Annotated in this window: 3 protein-coding genes (1 of these 3 only partly in view); all 3 read right to left on the bottom strand. The window is 71.5% G+C overall.

The features are described 5' to 3' along the window. Tightly spaced (each overlapping or abutting the next), the 3 genes in view from JQX13_RS38740 to JQX13_RS38730 form a layout consistent with a single transcriptional unit that may run on beyond the window. Positions 1–3,781, bottom strand: the beginning of a protein-coding gene (locus tag JQX13_RS38740; protein WP_203404445.1) for a non-ribosomal peptide synthetase. 9,602 nt of this gene lie to the left of the window's left edge; the window shows 3,781 of its 13,383 coding nt (coding positions 1–3,781); it begins with the start codon at positions 3,779–3,781; the stop codon falls past the left edge of the window. Continuing rightward, positions 3,778–15,195: a non-ribosomal peptide synthetase/type I polyketide synthase gene (locus tag JQX13_RS38735; protein ID WP_203404444.1), complete on the bottom strand. Its 11,418-nt coding sequence runs from the start codon at positions 15,193–15,195 to the stop codon at positions 3,778–3,780. The genes JQX13_RS38740 and JQX13_RS38735 overlap by 4 nt, the downstream gene beginning before the upstream one ends. Next, entirely contained in the window at positions 15,188–20,443 is a 5,256-nt protein-coding gene (locus JQX13_RS38730; protein WP_239014113.1) for a non-ribosomal peptide synthetase, read from the bottom strand. Before JQX13_RS38730 ends, JQX13_RS38735 begins: the two co-directional genes overlap by 8 nt.

The raw sequence follows: 20,443 nt of genomic DNA, 5'->3' as shown, positions 1-20,443 counted from the left end.
CCACGGGAAGGCGCGAGACACGCGCCCAGGACAGCCCCAGCCAGTACGCGGCCTCCTCGCGAGCAGCGGGGGTCTGGGCATGGGCCTCCAGCCGCTGCGCCCACTGCTGGAAGGAGGTGGTCTTCGGCGGCAGTTGGACCGGAGCCCCTGCCTGGAGCTGGCGCAACGCCGTGAGCAGATCCTCCCGCAGCACCCGCCACGACACCCCATCCACCGCGAGCTGATGGATGACGAGCAATAGCTTGCTCGGCTCCCGCTCGCCCGACGTGTACAGCACCGCGCGCCCGAGCAACCCGCTGCGCAGCTCCAGCGAGGTCCGCGTCCGGGCGGCATGGGCCTCCAGGGCCGAGAGACGCGCGGCCGGCTCCAGCCCGGAGAGGTCCACCCGCTCCAACGGGAAGGAACCCTCGCCGTCACCGTTGCTCGCGAGCCAGCCCTCGCCGTCCCGGGTGAAGCGCAGGCGCAGCGCGTCGTGGTGCAGGCGCAGGTGTCGCAGCGCCTGCTCGAGCAGCTTCGCCTCCACCGGCTCGGTCAGGGTGAAGAGGAGCGACTGGTTGGCGTGATGCGGCTCCGGTAGCTCCTGCTCGAAGAACCAGCGTTGGAAGGGCGTGAGCGGCACCGGCCCCGTCACCAATGCCTGCTCGGCGGCGCTTCCCGGCGCGGAGCCAGCCACCGCAGCGATCCGGGCGATCGTCGGATGGGAGAAGAGCTGCTTCGCGGTGACGCGGACACCCGCCTGCGCCGCCCGCGAGATGATCTGAATGGCGAGGATGGAGTCTCCGCCCAGCTCGAAGAAGTCGTCGTGGATGCCCACCCGCTTCTGCCCGAGCACCTGCGCCCAGACATCCGCCAGCGCCTGCTCCTCGGGGGTGCGCGGTGGCTCGTAGCGGTCGGCGACCTCACGCGATTGCTCCGGCGCGGGCAGGGCCTTGCGATCCACCTTGCCGCTCGTGGTGAGGGGCAGCGCCTTCAGCACGACGAAGAGCGCGGGCACCATGTACTCCGGGAGCTTCGTCCCCAGCCCCTCGCGCAGCGTGCGCACCGAGGGCTCCGCCGCCCCCACCGCGGGCACCACGTACGCCACCAGCTTCGACTCTCCCTGAGCCCCCTTGCGCACCACCACCACCGACTCGCCCACCGACGGCTCCGCGCGCAGGGCCGATTCGATCTCCCCCAGCTCGATGCGGAACCCTCTCACCTTCACCTGATCATCGGCGCGGCCGAAGAACTCCAGCTGCCCGTCCGGCATCCACCGGACGACATCGCCCGTGCGGTACATGCGGGCACCGGGCTCATCCGAGAACGGGTCCGGCAGGTAGCGCTCGGCGGTGAGCTCCGGGCGCCCGAGGTAACCCCGGGTCACGCCCTCTCCGCCCACGTACAGCTCCCCGCGTACACCCTGGGCCACCGGGTGCAGGCGCGCGTCCAGCACGTAGGCCCGCGCTCCGGCCAACGGCCGTCCAATGGGCGTGACCTCCGCGTCCGGTGAGCAGTCCGTCAGGGTCGCGTAGATGGAGATCTCCGTGGGCCCGTAGGCGTTGACGAAACGCCGCCCCACGCCCCAACGCCTCGGCAGACCCGGGTGGCAGGCCTCGCCCGCCACCATCATCGACTCCAGGGCGGGCAGCACCTCGACGGGCGTCGCCTCCAGCACGGAGGGCGTGAGCACGGCGGTCGTCACCCGCTCCTCGCGCAGCACGCGCAGCAGGTCCGCGCCCGGCATCAACGCCTCTCGCGCAACCAGAACCAGCGCCGCGCCGTCGCTCAGCGCGCCGAAAATCTCGAAGACCGACACGTCGAAGCTCGCCGAGGCGAACTGCAGCACCCGCTTGCCCGGCCCGAGGGCCCAGGCGCCACGAGAGGCCCGCACGGTGTTGCTCGCGCCCCGATGCTCCACCAACACGCCCTTGGGCCTGCCCGTCGAGCCCGACGTATAGATGATGTAGGCGAGCTGCTCGGGGAGCACCCGCACCTCGGGGGCCGTGCGCGAAGCCCGTGAGATCGCCTCGCGATCCGCTGGTGCGTCGAACACCACGCGAGACACCCGCGTGCCCTCCAGCCAGGCCGAGGTCCTCGACTGCACGATCACCACGGTGGCCCCGCTGTCCTCCAGCAGGGACTGGAGCCGCGCCGCTGGCCAGGCGGGGTCCACCGGCACGTACGCGCCACCGGCCTTGAGGACGCCCAGCATGGAGATGATGAGGTCCGGGGAGCGCTCCAGGCACAGCATCACCCGGGACTCGGCCCCCACGCCGAGCCCACGCAGGTGGTGCGCGAGCTGGTTGGCCCGCGCGTCCAGCTCCGCGTAGGAGATCCGCTCGGAGCCGAACACCAGCGCCTCCGTGTCCGGTGTCCGAGCCACCTGCTCCTCGAAGAAGCGATGGAGCAGGGCCGGCTCCATGGGCGGTCCTCCCGCGAGGCTCCACTCCCGGAGGACCCGCTGGCGCTCGGCCGCGTCCACCGGAGACAGCTCGCCCAGCCGCTGCTCCGGCCGGGCTGCCATGGACTCGAGCAGGTGACGGAGCTGTCCCAACATCCCGTCCACGTGGGCAACGTCGAAGCGCGCGCTCTCATGGGCCAGCTCCAGCCGCAGCTCACGCCCCGGCACCGCGACGAGTGTCAGGGGATGGTGGTCCGCCTCCACGGAGCGCACATCGCGAACCTCCAGCGAGGGCAGCGACGTGGTGAGCGCGGTATCCACCGGGTAGTTCTCGAAGACCACCAGGCTCTCGAAGAGCGGCGTGCCCGCGGGGACCGCGCTCCAGCGCTGGACCTTCACGAGCGGCGAGTGCTCGTGCTGACGCATCTCGAGCAGCCACGCCTGGAGCTCCTTCAACCACGGAACGAGCGGCTCCTCCGGAGGCAGGCGCACGCGCACGGGCAGCGTGTTGATGAAGAGGCCCACCATGCTCTCGACGCCGGGCAGCTCCGGCGGGCGCCCCGAGACGGTGGTGCCGAAGACGACATCCCGTGTCCCCGCATGGTGCCCGAGCAGCAGCGCCCACGCGCCCTGCACCACGGTGTTGAGCGTGAGCCCCTGCTGGCGCGCGAGCCCGTTCAACAGCTCCGTGGTGGCGGCGGAGAGGTGGATCCGCCGGGCCGCGCGACCGGACGTGGACGCACCACTGCCCCCCGGGAATCCCCGTCCCAGCTCGGTGGGCTCGAAGAAGCCCGCGAGCGAGTGGCGCCAGAAGCGCTCCGACTCCTCCAGGCCGCGCTCCTGGATCCACTCGATGTAATCGCGGAAGGGCCGCCCCTGCTCCACGCGCGGCGTGAGTCCCCGGACGAGGCTCTCGTAGAGGACGAAGACCTGACGGATGAGGAGGGGAACGGACCACCCATCGAGCAGGATGTGGTGGTGGCTGAAGACGAAGCGGTACGCCGAGTCCCCGGTGCGCAGCAGCGACAGGCGCATGAGCGGCGGCGTGCCGAGGTCGACGCCGCGACGGCGATCCTCGTCCAACCAGGAGGTGAAGCGCGCCTCCTGCTCCGTCGCCGGAATCCCGCGCCAGTCCTCCTCGACGAGCGGCAGCTCCACCTCCTCGAGCACCACCTGGAGGGGCTCCTCGACGTCCTCCCAGACCATGGCCGTCCGGAGGATGGGGAACGCCGCCACCGCCCGCCGCCAGGCCTCCACGAAGGCGGAGACGTTCAGGGCCCCACGCAGCTCGCAGGAGAGCTGGTTGAAGTACAGGCCCGTGCCCTGCTCCCGCAGGACGTGGAAGAGCATTCCCTGTTGCAGCGGGGAGAGCGGATACAGGTCTGCGATGTTGTCGCTCATCGGGTCTTCTTGCCGAACCTTGCGGAGAGCTTGTCGAGTTGGGTCTGCTTCACCTTGGCCAGCGGGAAGTCGGAGGGCGTGTGGCCTCCCGCCTCGGGGGACAGGCAGTGCGCGATCAGCCCGCGCAGCCGCTCCAGGAAGTCCGCCGTGAGCCTCTCGACGGTCTCCCTCCGGTGGAGTGCTTCCCCGTACGTCCACGTCATCTGCAACCGGCCGCCCACGACGGCGCCCACCACGTCGAGGAGGTAGGGCCTGCGAGTGCGCGGGCCTCGCTGCGGTCCCATGCCCTCGGGCGCGAGCGCGAGCATTCCATTCCCGGACAGCGCACCGTCCACCTGTCCGAGGTAGTTGAAGCTCACCTCCGCCGAGGGAAGCGCGGCCAGGCGGGAGTCCCCACCCAGGTGGCGCAGCAGCCCGTAGCCCATGCCCTTGGAGGGCACGGCGCGCAGCTGCTCCTTCACGGCACGCAGCGCCTCACCGGGGCCTCCGGACTCCGGCACCTCCAACAGCGCCGGGAAGAACGTGGTGAACCAGCCCACCGTGCGCGAGACATCCAGGCCCGCGAGCAGCTCCTCGCGCCCGTGGCCCTCCACGTCCACCAGGACCAGCGGGTTGCCGGCCCAGCGCCCCACCCCCTGCGCGAGCGCGGTGAGGAGCACATCATTGATCTGCGTGTGGTACGCGCGCGGCACGTCCTGCAGGAGCGCGCGAGTCTCCTCGGCGGTGAGGCTCAGGCTCACGCTCCGGGCCAGTGCCTCGGTGTTCTCCCCTCCCGGATGCTCCACCGGCAGGCGCGAGACGCGAGCCCACGGACGCTCCAGCCACCAGGAGCGCTCGGCCTCCAGTGCGCCCGAGCGCGCGTGCTCGGAGAGCCCCCGGGCCCACGCCTGGAAGGAGGTGGTCTTCGGAGGCAGACGCACCGGAACGCCGCCCGCGAGCTGCTGGTAGGCCCCCAGCAGATCCTCCAGGAGGATGCGCCAGGAGACGCCGTCCACCACCAGGTGGTGCAGCACGAGCAACAGGCGCCCGGGCCGTCCCGCTCCGAGGTCGAACGACACCGCCCGGAGCAGCAGCCCCTCCTCCAACCGGAGCGATCCCTGGAACTGCGTGGCCCACCGCTCCACTTCCACGCCCTGTACTCCGGCCGGTACGCCCGACAGGTCCACGTGCTCCAGGCGCACGGGCTCGCCCGGAGGCGCGCACACCTGCCGCCAACCGTCCTCGCCCCGCGCGAAGCGCAGTCGCAACGCATCGTGATGCTCGACCACGTGCGCCAGCGCGCGCTCCAGTACGGACATGTCCAGGGCCGCGCGCACCTCCAGGAGGAGCGACATGTTCCAGTGGTGTGGCTCCGCGGGCTCCTGGGCGAAGAACCAGTGCTGGATGGGCGTGAAGGCCACCGGGCCCGTCACCGGCCCCTGGTCGGCCTGCACCGCGAGCCGCGTGTTCGCCACCGCCGCGAGCCGGGCCACCGTGGGATTCTGGAAGACCTGGCGCGGCGACAGCTCGATGCCCGCCCGGCCCGCCCGGGTGACGATCTGGATGCTGAGGATGGAGTCCCCGCCCAGCTCGAAGAAGTTGTCGTCCACGCCGACACGCTCCACGCCGAGCACCTCGCTCCAGACGCGCGCGAGGCCCTCCTCCAGCTCGTTGCGTGGCGCGACGTAGGCCGCGCTCCGCACCGCGGACTGGAACTCCGGCGTGGGCAGTGCGCCCAGGTCCACCTTCCCGTTGCGCGTGCGAGGCAGGGCCTCCCGCTCCACGAAGGCGGACGGCACCATGTACTCGGGGAGCCGCTCGCGGAGGAAGGCACGCAACGCGTCCGGTTCAGGGCTCGGGCGCTGGTGGGGCACGACGTAGGCGACGAGCCGCCTGCCACCCCGTCCGTCCTCGCGCGCGGCCACCGCCACCTCGCGCAGTCCGGGGTGTGCGGCGAGCGCCGCTTCCACCTCTCCTGTCTCGATGCGGAAGCCCCGCACCTTCACCTGCCCGTCCTGGCGCCCGAGGAACTCGAGCACCCCGTCCTTCCTCCAGCGCACGCGATCTCCCGTGCGGTACAGCCGCGCACCGGGGCTCGCGTCGAACGGATCCGCGAGGAACCGCTCGGAGGTCAGCTCGGGCCGCCCGAGGTAGCCGCGTGCCACTCCGGCGCCACCCACGTACAGCTCGCCAGGGACGCCCGCGGGGACGAGCTGGAGACGCTCATCCAACACGTACACCCGAGCGCCGGGGATGGGACGGCCGATGGGCACGGAGCCCGACTCCGTGGGCTCCACCCGGTGCACGGTGCTCCAGATGGTGGCCTCGGTGGGGCCGTACTCGTTGAAGAGCGGCGTTCCCGGCAGGGCCTCGTAGTGGGCACGGACCAGTTCCCGGGGGCAGGCCTCTCCACCCACGGAGACGGCGCGCAGGCTGGAGAGCCCACCGGCCGGAGCCGCCGCGAGGAGCTGCGCGTAGAGCACCGGCACGCCGATGAGATGCGTGACGCCGTGCCGCGAGAGCGAGGCGGCCAGCGCCCGGGGATCATCCATCACTCCGGACTCCGGGAAGCGCAGCGTGCCGCCGTGGCTCAGCGTCCAGAACAGGCCGGCGAGCGAGGCATCGAAGGTGAACGGAGACAGCGAGACGGTGACGCCCGGAGCGCCGAACACCTCGAACCGGGCCCGCGTGGCATGAGCGAGCTGGCGATGTTCCACCACCACGCCCTTGGGACGCCCCGTCGAGCCGGAGGTGAAGAGGACATACGCCGCGTGATGGGGCGCGGGTTGCGAGGTGGGAGACGAGTCGGGCTCGGAAGCGGAGGCCTCCAGGGTGAGCACGGTCCTCCCCTCGCCCATCTTGAAACGGGCACTCAGGGACTCGCGGGTGAGCACCAACCGCGCGCCCGCGTCGTCGAGCACGAGCCGCAAACGCTCCACCGGGTGCGAGGCATCCAGCGGGAGCCAGGCGCCTCCCGCCGCGAGCGTGCCCAGGATGGCGGACACCGCTTCCATGGGGCGCTCCAGCGCGATCGCCACCACGCACTCGGGGCCCACGCCATGACGGCGCAGCAACGAGGCGATGCGCCAGGCCCGGGCGGCCAGCTCCCGGTACGTGAGCACCTCCGAGGCATCGGACACGGCGGTCGCGTCCGGAGTCCGGGCCACCTGCGCCGCGAAGGACTCCAGCACGGTGGCGGAGTCGCGAGGCGCGGGAGACGGATTCCACTCGACCAGGAGCTTCTCGCGCTCGGCCTCGGAGAGGAGCGCCAGGGTGGAGAGCCGCTGCTCCGGCGCCGCGGCGATGCCCTCCAGCAGGCGCACGAAGTGGTCCCCCATCCGCGCGAGGGTCTCCGGCTCGAAGAGATCGGTGTTGTACTCGAAGCCGCCCCAGAGTCCGTCGGACGTCTCGCGCAACTCCAGCGCGAGATCCAACTTGGCGGCGCCCGCGTGGACATCCATGCCGCTCAGGGTGAGGCCGGCGAGCTGCACGGTGGGCACGGGGGTGTTGTGGAGCACCAGCAGCGTCTGGAAGATCGGCGTGTGGCTCAGCTCTCGCGGGACGTGCAGCGCGTCCACCAACTTCTCGAAGGGGGCCTCCTGATGGGAGAAGGCACCCAGGGCGGTGCGGCGGACGCGGCCGAGCAGCTCCACGAAGGACGGATCCCCGGAGAGGTCGGCACGCAGGGCCAGCGAGTTGACGAAGCACCCGACCAGGGGCTCCAGCTCGGGGCGGCTGCGGCCCGCGACGGCCGTTCCCACCGCGAAGTCCTCCTGGCCGCTGTAGCGGGACAGGAGCAACTGGTAGGCGGACATGAACACCATGAAGGGCGTGGCGCCCTCCCGCCGGGCGATCGCCCCCAATGAGTCGACCAGGGCGCGGGGAACGGTGAAGCGGTGCTGGGCACCCCGGTAGGTCTGCACCGCCGGCCGGGCCTTGTCCGTGGGCAGTCGCAGCACCGGGACATCGGCCAGCGACTCCTTCCACCAGGACAGCTCCTTCTCCAGCGCGGGTCCACGCAGCCACTCGTGCTGCCACGCGGCGTAGTCGGCGTACTGCACCGGCAGCTCGGGCAGTGGGGACTCGGTTCCCGTGGCGTAGGCGCCGTAGAGGAACGCCAGCTCCTGGAGCATCACGCCCGCGGACCAGCCGTCGGAGACGATGTGGTGCAGGGTCACGAGCAGCACATGCTCCGTCTCATGCACGCGCAGCAGCGCCGTGCGGATGAGCGGACCGACCGCGAGATCGAAGGGTTTCCGGGCCTCCGCGAGCACCCACCGGGTGATCTCCGCGTCGCGCTCGTCCGCCGGCTCCAGCTGCGTCACCTCCAGGGAGAGGCTCAGGGACGGAGCGATGCGCTGGACCGGGCCGGAGTCTTCCAGGGCGAAGGTGGTCCGGAGCACCTCGTGGCGGCGCACCACCTCGTTGAGGGCACGCTCCAGTGCGGCGGCATCCAGACGTCCGCTCAGACGCAGCGCGGACGGGTTGTTGTAGGCCACGTTCCCTGGCTCGAGCTGGTCCAGGTACCACAGCCGCTGCTGGGCGAAGCTGAGGGGCAGCGACTGCTCTCGCGGCACGTGGGGAATGGCAGGCGGGCCCTCGGGACGGCGGGCGGCCTCCGCACGAGGCGCCTGCACGGGCACGGGCGCGGGGGCCGGACGACGGACCTTCGGGGCCTCCACCGGGAGGATCTCCACGGAGCCATCCGCGCGGAGCCGGGCACGCCGTCCCGTGACGAGCAGCCGGGCTCCCGCTTCGGAAGGATGAGGCACGATCCGATCGCGCGTGGCGTCCGGAGCCATCCAGAACCCGCGCGGAACACCACCGCCTCCGACGGCGAGCACACCGGCCACACCCACGGGGACGGGTTGTCCCCTCGAGTCCAACACGTGGAGCCTCGCATGGGTGGAAGGCGGCGGGAGCACCTGGAGACCCGAGGTCTCCTGGGCACGCACCGGCAGCCACGTCCCGAGCCCGAGCGTTCCCTCGCGGCGCACCACTTCAACACCCGCGGCGCGCGCGAGCGAAGCGGCCAGCTCCGGAGCCACGCCCTCGACGAAGAGCCGGCGCACGGGGCGAAGGGACTCGGCCACTCCGGGCAGCGACGAGAGCGCGCGAGCCAGGGCCGGCGTGCAGTGCAGATACGTGACGCCCGCCTCGCGGACGAGCGCGAGCAGGGCCTCCGCCTCCGAGCCGCTCTCGTGCAGCACGGTGGGCGCGGGCCCGGTCTCCTCCGGCTGTGTGCGCCGCCGCAGGGTGTCCAGATGCTGGAGGCTGGCCAGCGTCGTCTCCGTGCCCGTGCCGAAGTCCACCAGGCAGGCCACCTCGTCGACGTCCAGCCGCCGCACGCGCTCGATGATGGCCTCGCAGGACTCGGGCGTTCCGAAGAGCCCTCCGGCCTCCAGGTAGCGCTCGAAGCCGTGCTCCAGCAGCGCGTCCATGTCCTGGGGCGTCAGGGTGCGCGCATCCACCTTGAGTCCCTGGCTGGCGGCGAAACCGCTGAAGATGTCCACCGAGCTGCGGAAGTAGCGAAGCAGCGGCTCGCGTACGGTGCGACGCACCTCCTCGGCATCCGTGCCGAGGAACGCGTGCATCATCAGGCTCACGTGGCCACGGCCGGGGCCATGACCATGCTGCCGCCACGTCTCGCGGTAGAGCGCCACCTTCTCGGCCAGCGAGTCCAGCTCCTGGCCCATCAGGTTGGTGAGTACGTTGGCTCCCAGCTCGCCCGAGAGCCGGAAGGTGTCCGGATTGCCCGCGGCCGTCAGCCAGAAGGGCAGCTCCGCCTGGACCGGACGCGGGCGGATGGAGATCTCCACCTCCTTGCCCTCGCCATTGCGGCGGAGCACCGTCCCGCCGCGCCACAGGTGCCGTACGGCCTCGATGCCGCGGAGCATGATCTCCTTGCGGCGCGCGTAGTGGTCGGGAGCGAAGACGAAGTCATTCGCGTGCCACCCCGAGGCGAATGATACCCCCACCCGTCCACCGGAGAGGTTGTCGATCATCGACCACTCCTCCGCGACCTGGAGGGGATCGTGCAGGGGGATGACCACACTGCCGGCGCGAATGCCGATGTTCTCGGTGAGGGTGGCGATGCCCGCGCCGGTGATGGCGGGGCTCGGGTAGAGACCACCGAAGGAGTGAAAGTGGCGCTCGGGCGTCCAGATCGCCGAGAAGCCATGCGTGTCGGCGAAGCGGGCTCCATCCAGGAGCAGCTGGTACTTGCGCTTGCCCAGCCCGTCCTCGTCATTGGCGAAGTACGAGAGGCTGAAGGCCAGGGGACGGCGAGCCGTGGCGCCCTTCCCCACCGACACGAACCGCGCACGCGTGGACTCGGGAGCGAGGACGACACGCAGACCCCGGCTCAGGGCCCACAGCACCTCCAGCCCACTCCCCTGCGCTCCGGGCTCCTCGGCCCAGAGCCACGCGCCACCCGGAGCCACCTCGTGGCCCTCGTCGAGCGCGCGGAACAGGTGGGCCACGGTGCGGTGCGTGTGGATGGCGTGGAGCGGAGCACCCGCGGAGCCAGCCATCGGCTCGAGGCAGACCATGGCCTCGGCATCCGGCGTGGACGCGCGGTGTGGCACGGAGAGCGCGGACTCACTGCCAGTCAGCGCATCCACGCGCAGCACCCGCGAGGCGTCGAGCACCAGGCTCGTCTGCAGCCGTGAGTGCGTGAGCAGCAGCGGCGGTGGAGTGCCCGCGGGGGCGAGCGACGTCAACTCCCGGAGCCGTGCCGGTGGCAGGAGGACCCAGGCCGCTCCGGCCTCCAACACGGCCCAGAGGGCCACGAGGCGCTCGGGAGACGGATCCAGGCACACGGCCACGAGCTGCTCCGGACCCACGCCCTTCTGGACCAGCAGGCCGGCGAGGCGCAGGGCATGCTCGCGCAGCTCCCGCCAGGAGAGACCACGCTCCCCGGCGGAGACGGCGAGTCCCTCGGGCGTCCGAGAGGCCTGGGCCTCCAACAGGGCCACCACGAAAGCGGCCTCGGCGTTCAGCGCCGGCACCGGAGCGGCGAGCTGGCGCCGCTCGGCCTCGGTCAGCAGGGAGAGCGCGGAGAGGCGCTGATCGGGCTGGGTGACGGCGGACTCGAGAAGCGCCTCGAGGTGGCCGAGCAACCGGTCGATGGTGGGCGGATCGAACAGCTCGGAGGCGTACTCCAGGGTGCCGGAGAAGCCATGCTCGCTCTCTCCCATGTAGATGGAGAGGTGGGAGAGCGTGGCGCCGAACTGCGCGGGAATCTCCGGCACGTCCACGAGCTCCAGGTGGAGTCCCGGCAGCTCCATCGTCGACGCGAAGCCGGCGTGGAGGACGAAGAGCGCATCGAACAACCGGGCGCGCTCCGGGTCCTTGCCGGGCTCCAGCTCGCGCACGAGGTGCTCGTAGGGGATGTCCGGGTTCGCGTAGGCACCGAGCGTGGTGTCGCGCACGCGGGAGAGCAGCTCGAGGAAGGTGGGATCGCCGGAGAGGTCCGTGCGCAGCGGGACGGCGTGGGCCACGTAGCCGATCAGCGGCTCCAGCTCACCCCGGGTGCGATTGCCGATGGGCGTGCCCACCACGACATCCTCCTGGCCGGCGTAGCGGGCCAGCAGCGCCTTGAAGGCGGTCAGGAGGATCATGAAGTCGGTGAAGCCCTCGCGCTGGCCGAGCGCATGGACGGCATCGGAGATCCGGCGGGAGAAGCCGAAGGGCCGGCGAATCCCGAGCAGCTGACGGACGGCCTCTCGAGGACGATCCGTGGGGAGAGCCAGGGGACCGGGCGGGTCGGCCATCCGCTCGCGCCAGTACGCCTGCTGATCCGCGAAGGCACCCGCCTCCAGCGCGCGCCGCTGCCACGCCGCGTAGTCCAGGTATTGCGTGGTCAGGGCCGGGAGCGGCGAGGGCTTGCCCAGACGGAACGCCTCGTAGATCGCCGCCAGCTCACGGACGAGCACCACCATGGACAAGGTGTCCGAGACGACGTGGTGCACGGTGGCGAACAGCAGGTGGACGTCCGTGTCGATGCGGATGAGGCTCGCGCGGATGACGGGGCCGCGCTCCAGGGAGAAGGGCCGTGCCGCCTCTTCACGAGCGAGCCGCATGGCCTCCGCCTCACGGGCCTCGCGGGAGCCCTCCAGCGCGGTGACCAGGAGCGGCAGCGCCAGACTGGGATCGATGCGGAGCACGGCTCTGCCGTCCACGGTGGCATAGGTGGTGCGAAGGGTCTCGTGCCGGCGGATGACCTCGCCCAGGCTCCGCTCCAGCACGGCCACGTCGAGCGAGCCCGTCAGCCGCAGGGCCACGGGCATGTTGAGCGTCGGAGTGCCAGGAGTGAAGCGCTCCAGCGCGCACACCCGCTCCTGCACGAAGGAGAGCGGAAGGACGCCCTCGCGCGGGATGGACACGATGGGCGGCACCGGGACGCGTCCCGAGCCAGGCTGGAGATCCTTCAGACGGGCCTCGATGCGCGCGGCGACTCCCGCGACCGTGGGCGCCTCGAAGAGATCACTCAACGGGAGCTGCACCGGGAACGTCTCGCGCAGGCGCGTGAGCACCTGCGCCGCCATCAGCGAGTTTCCGCCCAGCTCCAGGAAGTTGTCGTGGATGCCGAAGTCCGCGATGCCGAGCCGCTCGCGCCAGATCTCCATCACCTGACGCTCGATGTCGGTGCTCGGACCGGCGGCTCCCTCGACCGCCACGGGGCTCGGAACCACCGCGCTCGGAACAGGGCTCGGAGCGGGACGAGCGGAAGGCTCGGGCGACGGAAGCTCGGGAGCATCCACCCACCTGGGCTCGAGCGAGAAACGGCGGCGCTCGAAGGGATGGGTGGGCAGGGAAATGCGGAGGCGCCGCTCGTGCGCGTAGAACCGCTCCCAGCGGATCTCCAGCCCCGCCTTCCACAGCGTGCCGACCGCCTCGAGCAGCGTGCCATGCTGGGACGTGGACACACCCGAGCGAGGAAGCGACGGCACGGCCATGGCCCCTGCCTCGCCGCGCAGCTTCAAACGGGCGAGCGCGGTGAGTGCCTGATCCGGACCCACCTCCAGGTGAAGGACGCACCCGTCGCGCAGCAGGGTGTCCAATGCCTCGGAGAAGCGGACCGGCTGGCGCATCTGCCGGACCCAGTAGGAGGGATCGGTCGCCTCCTCGGGGCGGATCCACGTTCCGGTGAGACTGGAGACGTAGGGCCGCTGGGGCGCGGAGAGGCGCAGGCCCGCGACGACCCGCTGGAGCTCCGGCATCACCGGCTCCACGTCGGCCGAGTGGAAGGCATGACGCACGGGCAGCCGCAGCACGCCCACGTTGCGGCGCGAGAGCTCCTGCTCGAGCCGCTCCACCTCGGGAACGGGGCCGGAGACGACGCACCGGGAGGCACCGTTGACGGCGGCCAGGGAGAGCCCACCGGTCAGCAGCGGGCGCAACTCCTCCTCGGAAGAACCCACGGCGGTCATGGCCCCCAGGGGCATGTCGGCCATCAACCGGCCCCGCGCCACCACGAGCGTCAGCGCGTCCTCCAGGGACATCACGCCCGCGAGGCACGCGACGACATACTCACCCAGGCTGTGCCCGAGCATCGCGTGGGGCTCGATGCCCCAGTCCATCCAGAGGCGGGCCAGCGCGTACTCCACGGTGAACAGCGCGGGCAGGGCATTGCGAGGATCCGCCATCGCCTCGCGGGCCGCGTCCTCCTGGCCGGGCGCCGGGAATAGCACCGGGCGCGGGTCCTTCCCCATGCGGGGGGAGAGGAGGGAGAGACACGCCTCGGCGTGCTCACGGAAGACGGGCTCGGAGACGTACAGCTCGCGCGCCATGCCCACCGACTGCGAGCCCTGTCCAGGGAACAGGAAGGCCACGCGCTGCTCGCGGGCGGCCTCCAGGTTGGCGAGGCTCCGGCTCGCGGGAGGCGTCTTCAACCGGGCGAGCAATCCGGCCACGTTCTCCGCGACGAGGGTGCGCCGGTGCTCGAAGGCCTTGCGACCCACGGCGCGGGTGAAGGCCAGGTCCGCCAGGTCCACGTCCGGCCGGGCCTCGAGGAACGCGGCGAGCTCGTGCGTCATCGCCTCCAGCGCGGTGGGAGTGCGAGCGGAGAGCGTGACGAGCTGATGGGGCCGGGCGCTCGGCTGCCCTTCCACGAGCGGGGCCTCGCCGAGGATGGCATGCGCGTTGGTGCCGCCGATGCCGAAGGAGCTGACGCCCGCGAGCCGTGGAGCCTCACCCCGCTTCCACTCGCGGCGCTCCGTGACGACGGAGAAGGGGCTGTTCTCGAAGTCGATGGAGGGATTGGGGCGCTCGAAGTGGAGGCTCGGAGGGAGCTCCTCGTGGTACAGCGAGAGCGTGGCCTTGAGCAGGCCGGCGATGCCCGCGGCGGTGTCCAGGTGCCCGATGTTCGTCTTCACCGAGCCGATGCCACAGAAGCGCCGGGCCTCCGTGCCACGCCGGAAGGCGCGGGTGAGCGCGGCGATCTCGATCGGATCCCCGAGCGGCGTACCGGTGCCGTGCGCCTCCACGTAGCCGATGTCCCCTGCCTCGACGCCGGCATAGGCCAGGGCCTCGGAGATGACCTCGGATTGCCCCTCGACGCTGGGGGCGGTGTAGCCGACCTTGAGGTTGCCATCGTTGTTGATGGCCGAGCCCTTGATGACGGCATAGACATGATCCCCATCCCGCAGCGCGTCCGCGAGCGGCTTGAGGACGACCACGCCCACGCCATTGCCACTCACCGTGCCCCGGGCGCGCGCGTCGAAGGCGCGGCAGTGCCCGTCGGGGGAGAAGATCATCCCCTCCTGGAAGAGGTAGCCGGTGCGCTGCGGGAGCGAGATGCGCACGGCTCCGGCCAGGGCGATGTCGGACTGACGGAGCAGCAGGCTCTGGCAGGCCATGTGGACGGAGACGAGGCCCGTGGAGCACGCGGTGTAGATGGCCAGGCTCTCGCCGCGCAGCTTCAGCTTGAAGGACACCTTGGTGGCGGCGTTCTCCGCGGTGGTGGTGCCGAGCGCCTCGAAGAGGGCCGCCGGCTCCTTCTTCACGTGCCCCAGCAGGGAGAGCACGTGGCTGGACTGACCCACGCCCGCGTAGAGGGAGATCTTCCCCGGGAAGCGATCGGGATCATACGCGGCGTCCTCGAGCGCGGCCCACGCGCACTCGAGGAACACGCGCTGTTGGGGATCCATCCACAGCGCCTCGCGCGGGGCGATGTCGAAGAACTCGGGATCGAAGAGATCCGCGCCCTCGAGCACGCCGCCCGCGCGCACGAAGTCCGGGTGTCCGCGCAGCGCCGCCGGGACGAGCGGCGACGTCTCCAGCTCGTCCTCGCGGAAGCGGGAGATGGACTCGACGCCCTCGCGCAGGTTCTTCCAGAAGGCCCGTACGTCACCGGCCCCGGGGAAGCGCCCGGCCATGCCGATGATCGCGATGTCGTTCCCCGTACCCTCCATCATCTCCTGCTCAGCCATGGCCTCGGGTTCCTCTCGGGTTGCGGCGCTGGAGGGCCTGACGACGGGCCTCGGCGCGATCCTGGTGTGGGGTGTTCCCAGCCTGTGGGGCGGGAGTCGGGTCCAGACGCTTCGCGAGCGCGTGGACGGTGGGGTGTTCGAAGAAGTGGGTGATGGGCACGTCCTGCTTCAACTCCTCGCGAAGCAGGGCGCAGGCGCGAACCACGGTGAGCGAGCTGCCGCCGAGGTCATCGAAGAAGTGCTCGTGCAGCCCCACCGCCTCATGGCCGAGCGCCTGGGCCCAGACGCGGGCGATGGACACCTCGAGCGGCGTGCGCGGCGGAACGAAGGAGGCATCGCGCTCGGGCGGACGGGGAGGCGGGAGGGCCCGGAGGTCCACCTTGCCGTTGGGAGTGAGAGGCAGGGACTCCAGGAGGACGAAGGCGGCGGGCACCATGTGCTCCGGCAGACGCTGGCGAAGGAGCGATCGGGCGTCGCGGGCCTCTCGCGGCGTGGACTCTCCTGGAACCAGGTACGCCACCAGCCGCGTCTCTCCACCCGGCCCCTTCCAGGGACGAACGAGCGCCTGCCGGGCACCGAGCACCTCATGCAGCGAGGCCTCCACCTCTCCGGGCTCCACGCGCATGCCGCGCAGCTTCACCTGGGCGTCGGCGCGACCGAGGAACTCCAGCGCGCCATCGGTACGCCAGCGCACCAGATCGCCGGTGCGGTACAGGCGCGCACCGGGCTCACGGGAGAAGGGATGGGGAACGAAACGCTCCGCCGTCAGCTCCGGCCTGCCCAGGTAGCCCCGAGCCAGTCCAATCCCTCCCACGAACAGCTCTCCGGCCACGCCCGGGGGCACGGGACGCAGGGCCCCATCCAGCACGTACACCTGGGCGTTGCGCATGGGCCTTCCGATGGGAGGAACGCCCTCGCCCGCCACGCACTCCGCCCAGGTGGCGCACACCGTCACCTCCGTGGGCCCGTAGGCGTTGAAGAAGCGCCGCCCGGGTGCCCACCGCGCCACCAGCTCCGGCGAACAGGCCTCGCCCGCGGAGATCACCACCCGGAGGCCGGCCAGAGCACCCTCGGGCAGCAGCGCCAGCACCGAGGGCGGCAGGGTCGCCACCGCCACCCTGCCCTCCTCCAGCGTGCGCTTGAGTGCCTCGCCCACCAGCACCTCACCAGCGGGAGGGACGACGAGCGTGCCGCCCCCGGAGACCGTCATCAGGTACTCCGACACCGAGGCATCGAAGCCGAGCGGCGCGAACTGCAACACCCGGTCTCCCTGCGCCACGCCAAAGCCCCGCTGCTGGGCCACGGCCAGGTTGCGAGCGCCCCGGTGCGTCACCTCGACCCCCTTGGGCCTGCCGGTGCTGCCCGACGTGTAGATGACGTACGAAATGTTGTCGGCCTGGACTCCACCCTCGAGTGGGCTCGCGTCCTCCCCCACCTCCTCCAGGCGGATGACACGGACGCTCTCCGGAACGCGGCACCGCTCGCCCAGACCGGCGCGCGTCACCACCGCCCGGGGGCGCGAGTCCTCCACCATCCACTCCAGCCGCTCCCGAGGCTGCACCGCCTCCAGCGGCACGTACACTCCGCCCGCGAGCTGCACGCCCCAGAAGGCCACCACCGCGTCCACACCCCGCTCCAGGAGCACGCCCACGCGCACCTCGGGGCCCACGCCCTCGCGCCGCAGCCGGTGCGCGAGCCCTCGGGCCCGAGCCTCCAGCTGCCGGTAGCTCAGCCGCTCGGCGCCACACACCACCGCCTCCGCCTCGGGCCGGACTTCCACCTGCCGCGCCAGCAGCCGGGCCAGGTTCCCCTCCTCCTCGGCCTCCCGCGGCCCCTCGCTCCAGGAGCCGAGCACCGTGGTGCGCTCCTCTCCACCCAGCAGCTCCACTTCCTCCAGCCGCCGCTCCGGCGCCGCCACCAACCCCTCCAACAGCGACCCGAAGTGCCGCGCCATGCGCGCGGCCGTGGAGGCCTCGAAGAGGTCCGTGCAGTACTCCAGCGAGGCGCTCAGCCCCTCCCCGGACTCGGCCACCATCAGGGTGAGATCGAACGCCGAGCCCCGTTGCGCGAGCGGCAGGGACTCCAGCTCCAACCCGCCCAGGCGCATGCGCGCGCCGGACTCACCCAACGCGAAGGCAGCGAGGGCCTCGCCCACCCCTGGCAGGTGCCCGCGCTGGAGGACGAACATCGCCTGGAAGATGGGCGAGCGCCCCGGCTCTCGCGAGGGCTGGAGCTGCTCGACGAGCCGGGCGAACGGCAACTCCTGGTGCTCGAGCGCCTTCAACACGGTGCCACGGACCTGGGAGATCAACTCCTGGAACGTGAGCCCCGAGGACAGACTGGCGCGCAGCGCTACCGGATTGACGAAGTAGCCCACGAGCCGGGCCAGCTCGGGCCGGGCGCGTCCCGCGGTGGGCGAGCCCACGACGAGCTCTTCCTGGCCGGTGTAGCGGCGCAGGAAGGCGAAGAAGGCCGCCAGCAGCACCATGTAGGGCGTGGCGCCATGCTCGCGCGCGAGCGCCTTCACCCGCGCGGTGGTCTCCGGCCCCACCTGGAACGCGAGCGAGGAACCCCGGAAGGACTGGAGCCGGGGCCGGGGGTGATCCGTGGGAAGCGCCAACGCGGGCAGCTCACCGGCGAGCTGGGTCCGCCAGAAGTTCCACAGCGCCTCTCCGCTGGGGCCGGAGAGCCGGGCCGCGAGGGCCCGATCGGCCTCGGTGGGGCTCAGGGCAAGAGCCGGCAGGACCGCGGGGGCACCTCCCGTCTCCGCGGTGTAGAGCGAACCCAGCTCCTCCACCATTACCGCCAGGGACCAGAAGTCGGTGACAAGGTGGTGCAGCGCGAGCAGCAACACGTGCGCCTCAGGCCCCCGGGAGAGGAGCAGGACACGCATCAGCGGACCCCGGGCCAGCTCGAAGGGCTGGTGGGCCTCGGCGTCGAGCCGCGCACCCAGCTCGGCCTCGCTCCAGCCGGAGGCGTCCTCCACCCGGAGCACGGGACCCGAGGGCTCCACGAACCGCTGGACGGGAGCGCCCTGCTCCTCGGGGAACACCGCGCGCAGCGACGGATGCCGCACCACGAGCGCATGGAAGGCCCGCTCGAGCGCGGCGACATCGAGGCGCGAGTGGATCCGCACCGCGCGCACCACGTGGTACGCGGTGCTCTCCGGAGCCATGCGCTGCAGGAACCACAACGCCCGCTGACCATCCGAGAGCGGCTGTGGGCCCGCTGGCACCACGGGGGCGGGAGGCGTCACGACTTCGCGCGTGGGACGCTCCACGAGGAGCGCGGCCAGCTCGCGAAGGGAAGGACCTTGCAGCAGACAGGTGATCGGCAGCCTCACGCCCAACGCCGTCTCGAGCCCGCTCTGCACTTCCATCGAGCGTAGCGAATCGAGCCCGTACCGGGTAAGGGGCGCCTCCGGATCCAGCTCGCCGGACGGAATCCCGAGCGCCCGAGACAGCCGCACGGAGAGCCATGGAAGCAGCGCCTCCGGACCGGCCCCAGCGGCGGGAGGAGCGGTCTCCTCGGCCACGACCGGGTTGGAGGTCTCCGCCAGCACCCCTTCCAAGGAGCCCTCGAGGAACGCGGCGCGGCAGGCATGGCGCTGGATCTTCCCGCTCGAGGTCTTCGGGATGCTCCCGGGAGCGAGCAGCATCACGGCATGCACGCCGAGCTCGTGCTGCTCGGCCACCGCCTGGCGGATGCGAGCGATGGCCTCGCGAGCGCGCTCTCCGGGCTCCCCGCCGGAGCGGTCGGCGAACTCCTGGACCACGACCAGACGCTCCTCGCCCTCCACGTCCACGGAGAACGCCGCGCCGCAACCGGGCCGCATCCCCGGATCACACCGCTCCACCGAGAGCTCGATGTCCTGCGGGTAGTGATTGCGCCCCCGGATGATGAGGAGATCCTTCCGGCGGCCCATGACGAACAGCTCGCCCCCGTCGAGCACGCCGAGATCTCCGGTGCGCAGGAAGGGCCCTTCCCCGGAGCTGGCCAGGCGGGCGTGGAAGATGCGCTCGGTCTCCTCGGGCCGCTCCCAGTAACCCCGAGCCACGCTGGGGCCGCGGACCCAGATCTCCCCGATGCGGCCGGGAGGGCTCGGCTCGAGCGTCTCGGGATCGACGATGCGCACCTCCTGGTCACCCAGGGATTGGCCGCAGCCGATCATCGGCACGCCCTCCTGCTCCCCATCGGGAGCCCGCGCCTCGCCTCGCGGCAGCCCCTCCCGAGCGAAGCGGCGCACCACGGGTGGCTCGGCCCGGCGTCCACCGCTGACGATCAGCGTGCCCTCGGCGAGCCCGTAGCAGGGATAGAAGGCCTCGCGCCGGAAGCCGGCGGGAGCGAACGCCTCGGCGAACCGGTCCAGCGTCTCCTGCCGGATGGGCTCGGCGCCGCAGAAGGCGACCTCCCAGCTGCGCAGGTCCAACGCGGCCCGCTGCTCGGGGGTCGTCTTCCGGACGCACAGCTCATAGGCGAAGTTGGGGCCCCCGCTGACGGTGCCGCCATGCCGGGAGATCGCCTCCAACCAGCGCAGGGGCTGCTGGAGGAAGAAGAGCGGCGACATCAGGACGGTGGGGATGTCGCGGTAGAGGGGCTGGAGGATGCCGCCGATGAGCCCCATGTCGTGGTACGGCGGCAGCCAGATGACGCCCACCGGCCGGGGCGACGCATCGAACCCGAGCGAGATGAGCCCCGAGTTGTGCAGCAGGTTGCCGTGACTGAGCATCACGCCCTTGGGCGTGCCAGTGGAGCCCGAGGTGTATTGAAGGAAGGCCAGGTCCTCTACGGAGACGTGAGGGGCGGACCATTGCCCGGCGGCACCGGGCTCGAGCGAGTCCGTGGCCAGCCAGCGCAGCGCGCGGAGATCCGGAGCGTCCTCGGTGAGGAACCCGACCATGTCCAGCAACGCGGAGGTGGTGAGCGCGGCGGTGGCGCGGCAGTCCGCCACCAGGGCCTGGAGCCTGGGCAGGGTGCGACCCAGACGCATCGGATCAGGCGGATACGCGGGAACGGCGACGACCCCCGCGTAGAGACACCCGAGGAATCCCAGCACGTACTCACGACCTGGCGGATAGAGCAGGAGCACCCGCTCGCCCGGAGCGAGGTGCCGTCGCAGGGTGGCCGCGACGGCGCGCGCACTCTCATCCAATTCTTGGTATGTGAGAGAAGACTCGCCATCTTCGTCGAGGAAGGTAAAGACGCGCGCCTCGGGCTGACGAAGGACCCTCTCGCGGAGCACGTCCAC

This window comes from Archangium violaceum (genome assembly GCF_016859125.1).
Lineage (GTDB): Bacteria > Myxococcota > Myxococcia > Myxococcales > Myxococcaceae > Archangium > Archangium violaceum_A.
The sequence above is the reverse complement of the archived record's forward strand: the minus strand, read 5'-3'. Positions and strand labels throughout refer to the sequence as shown.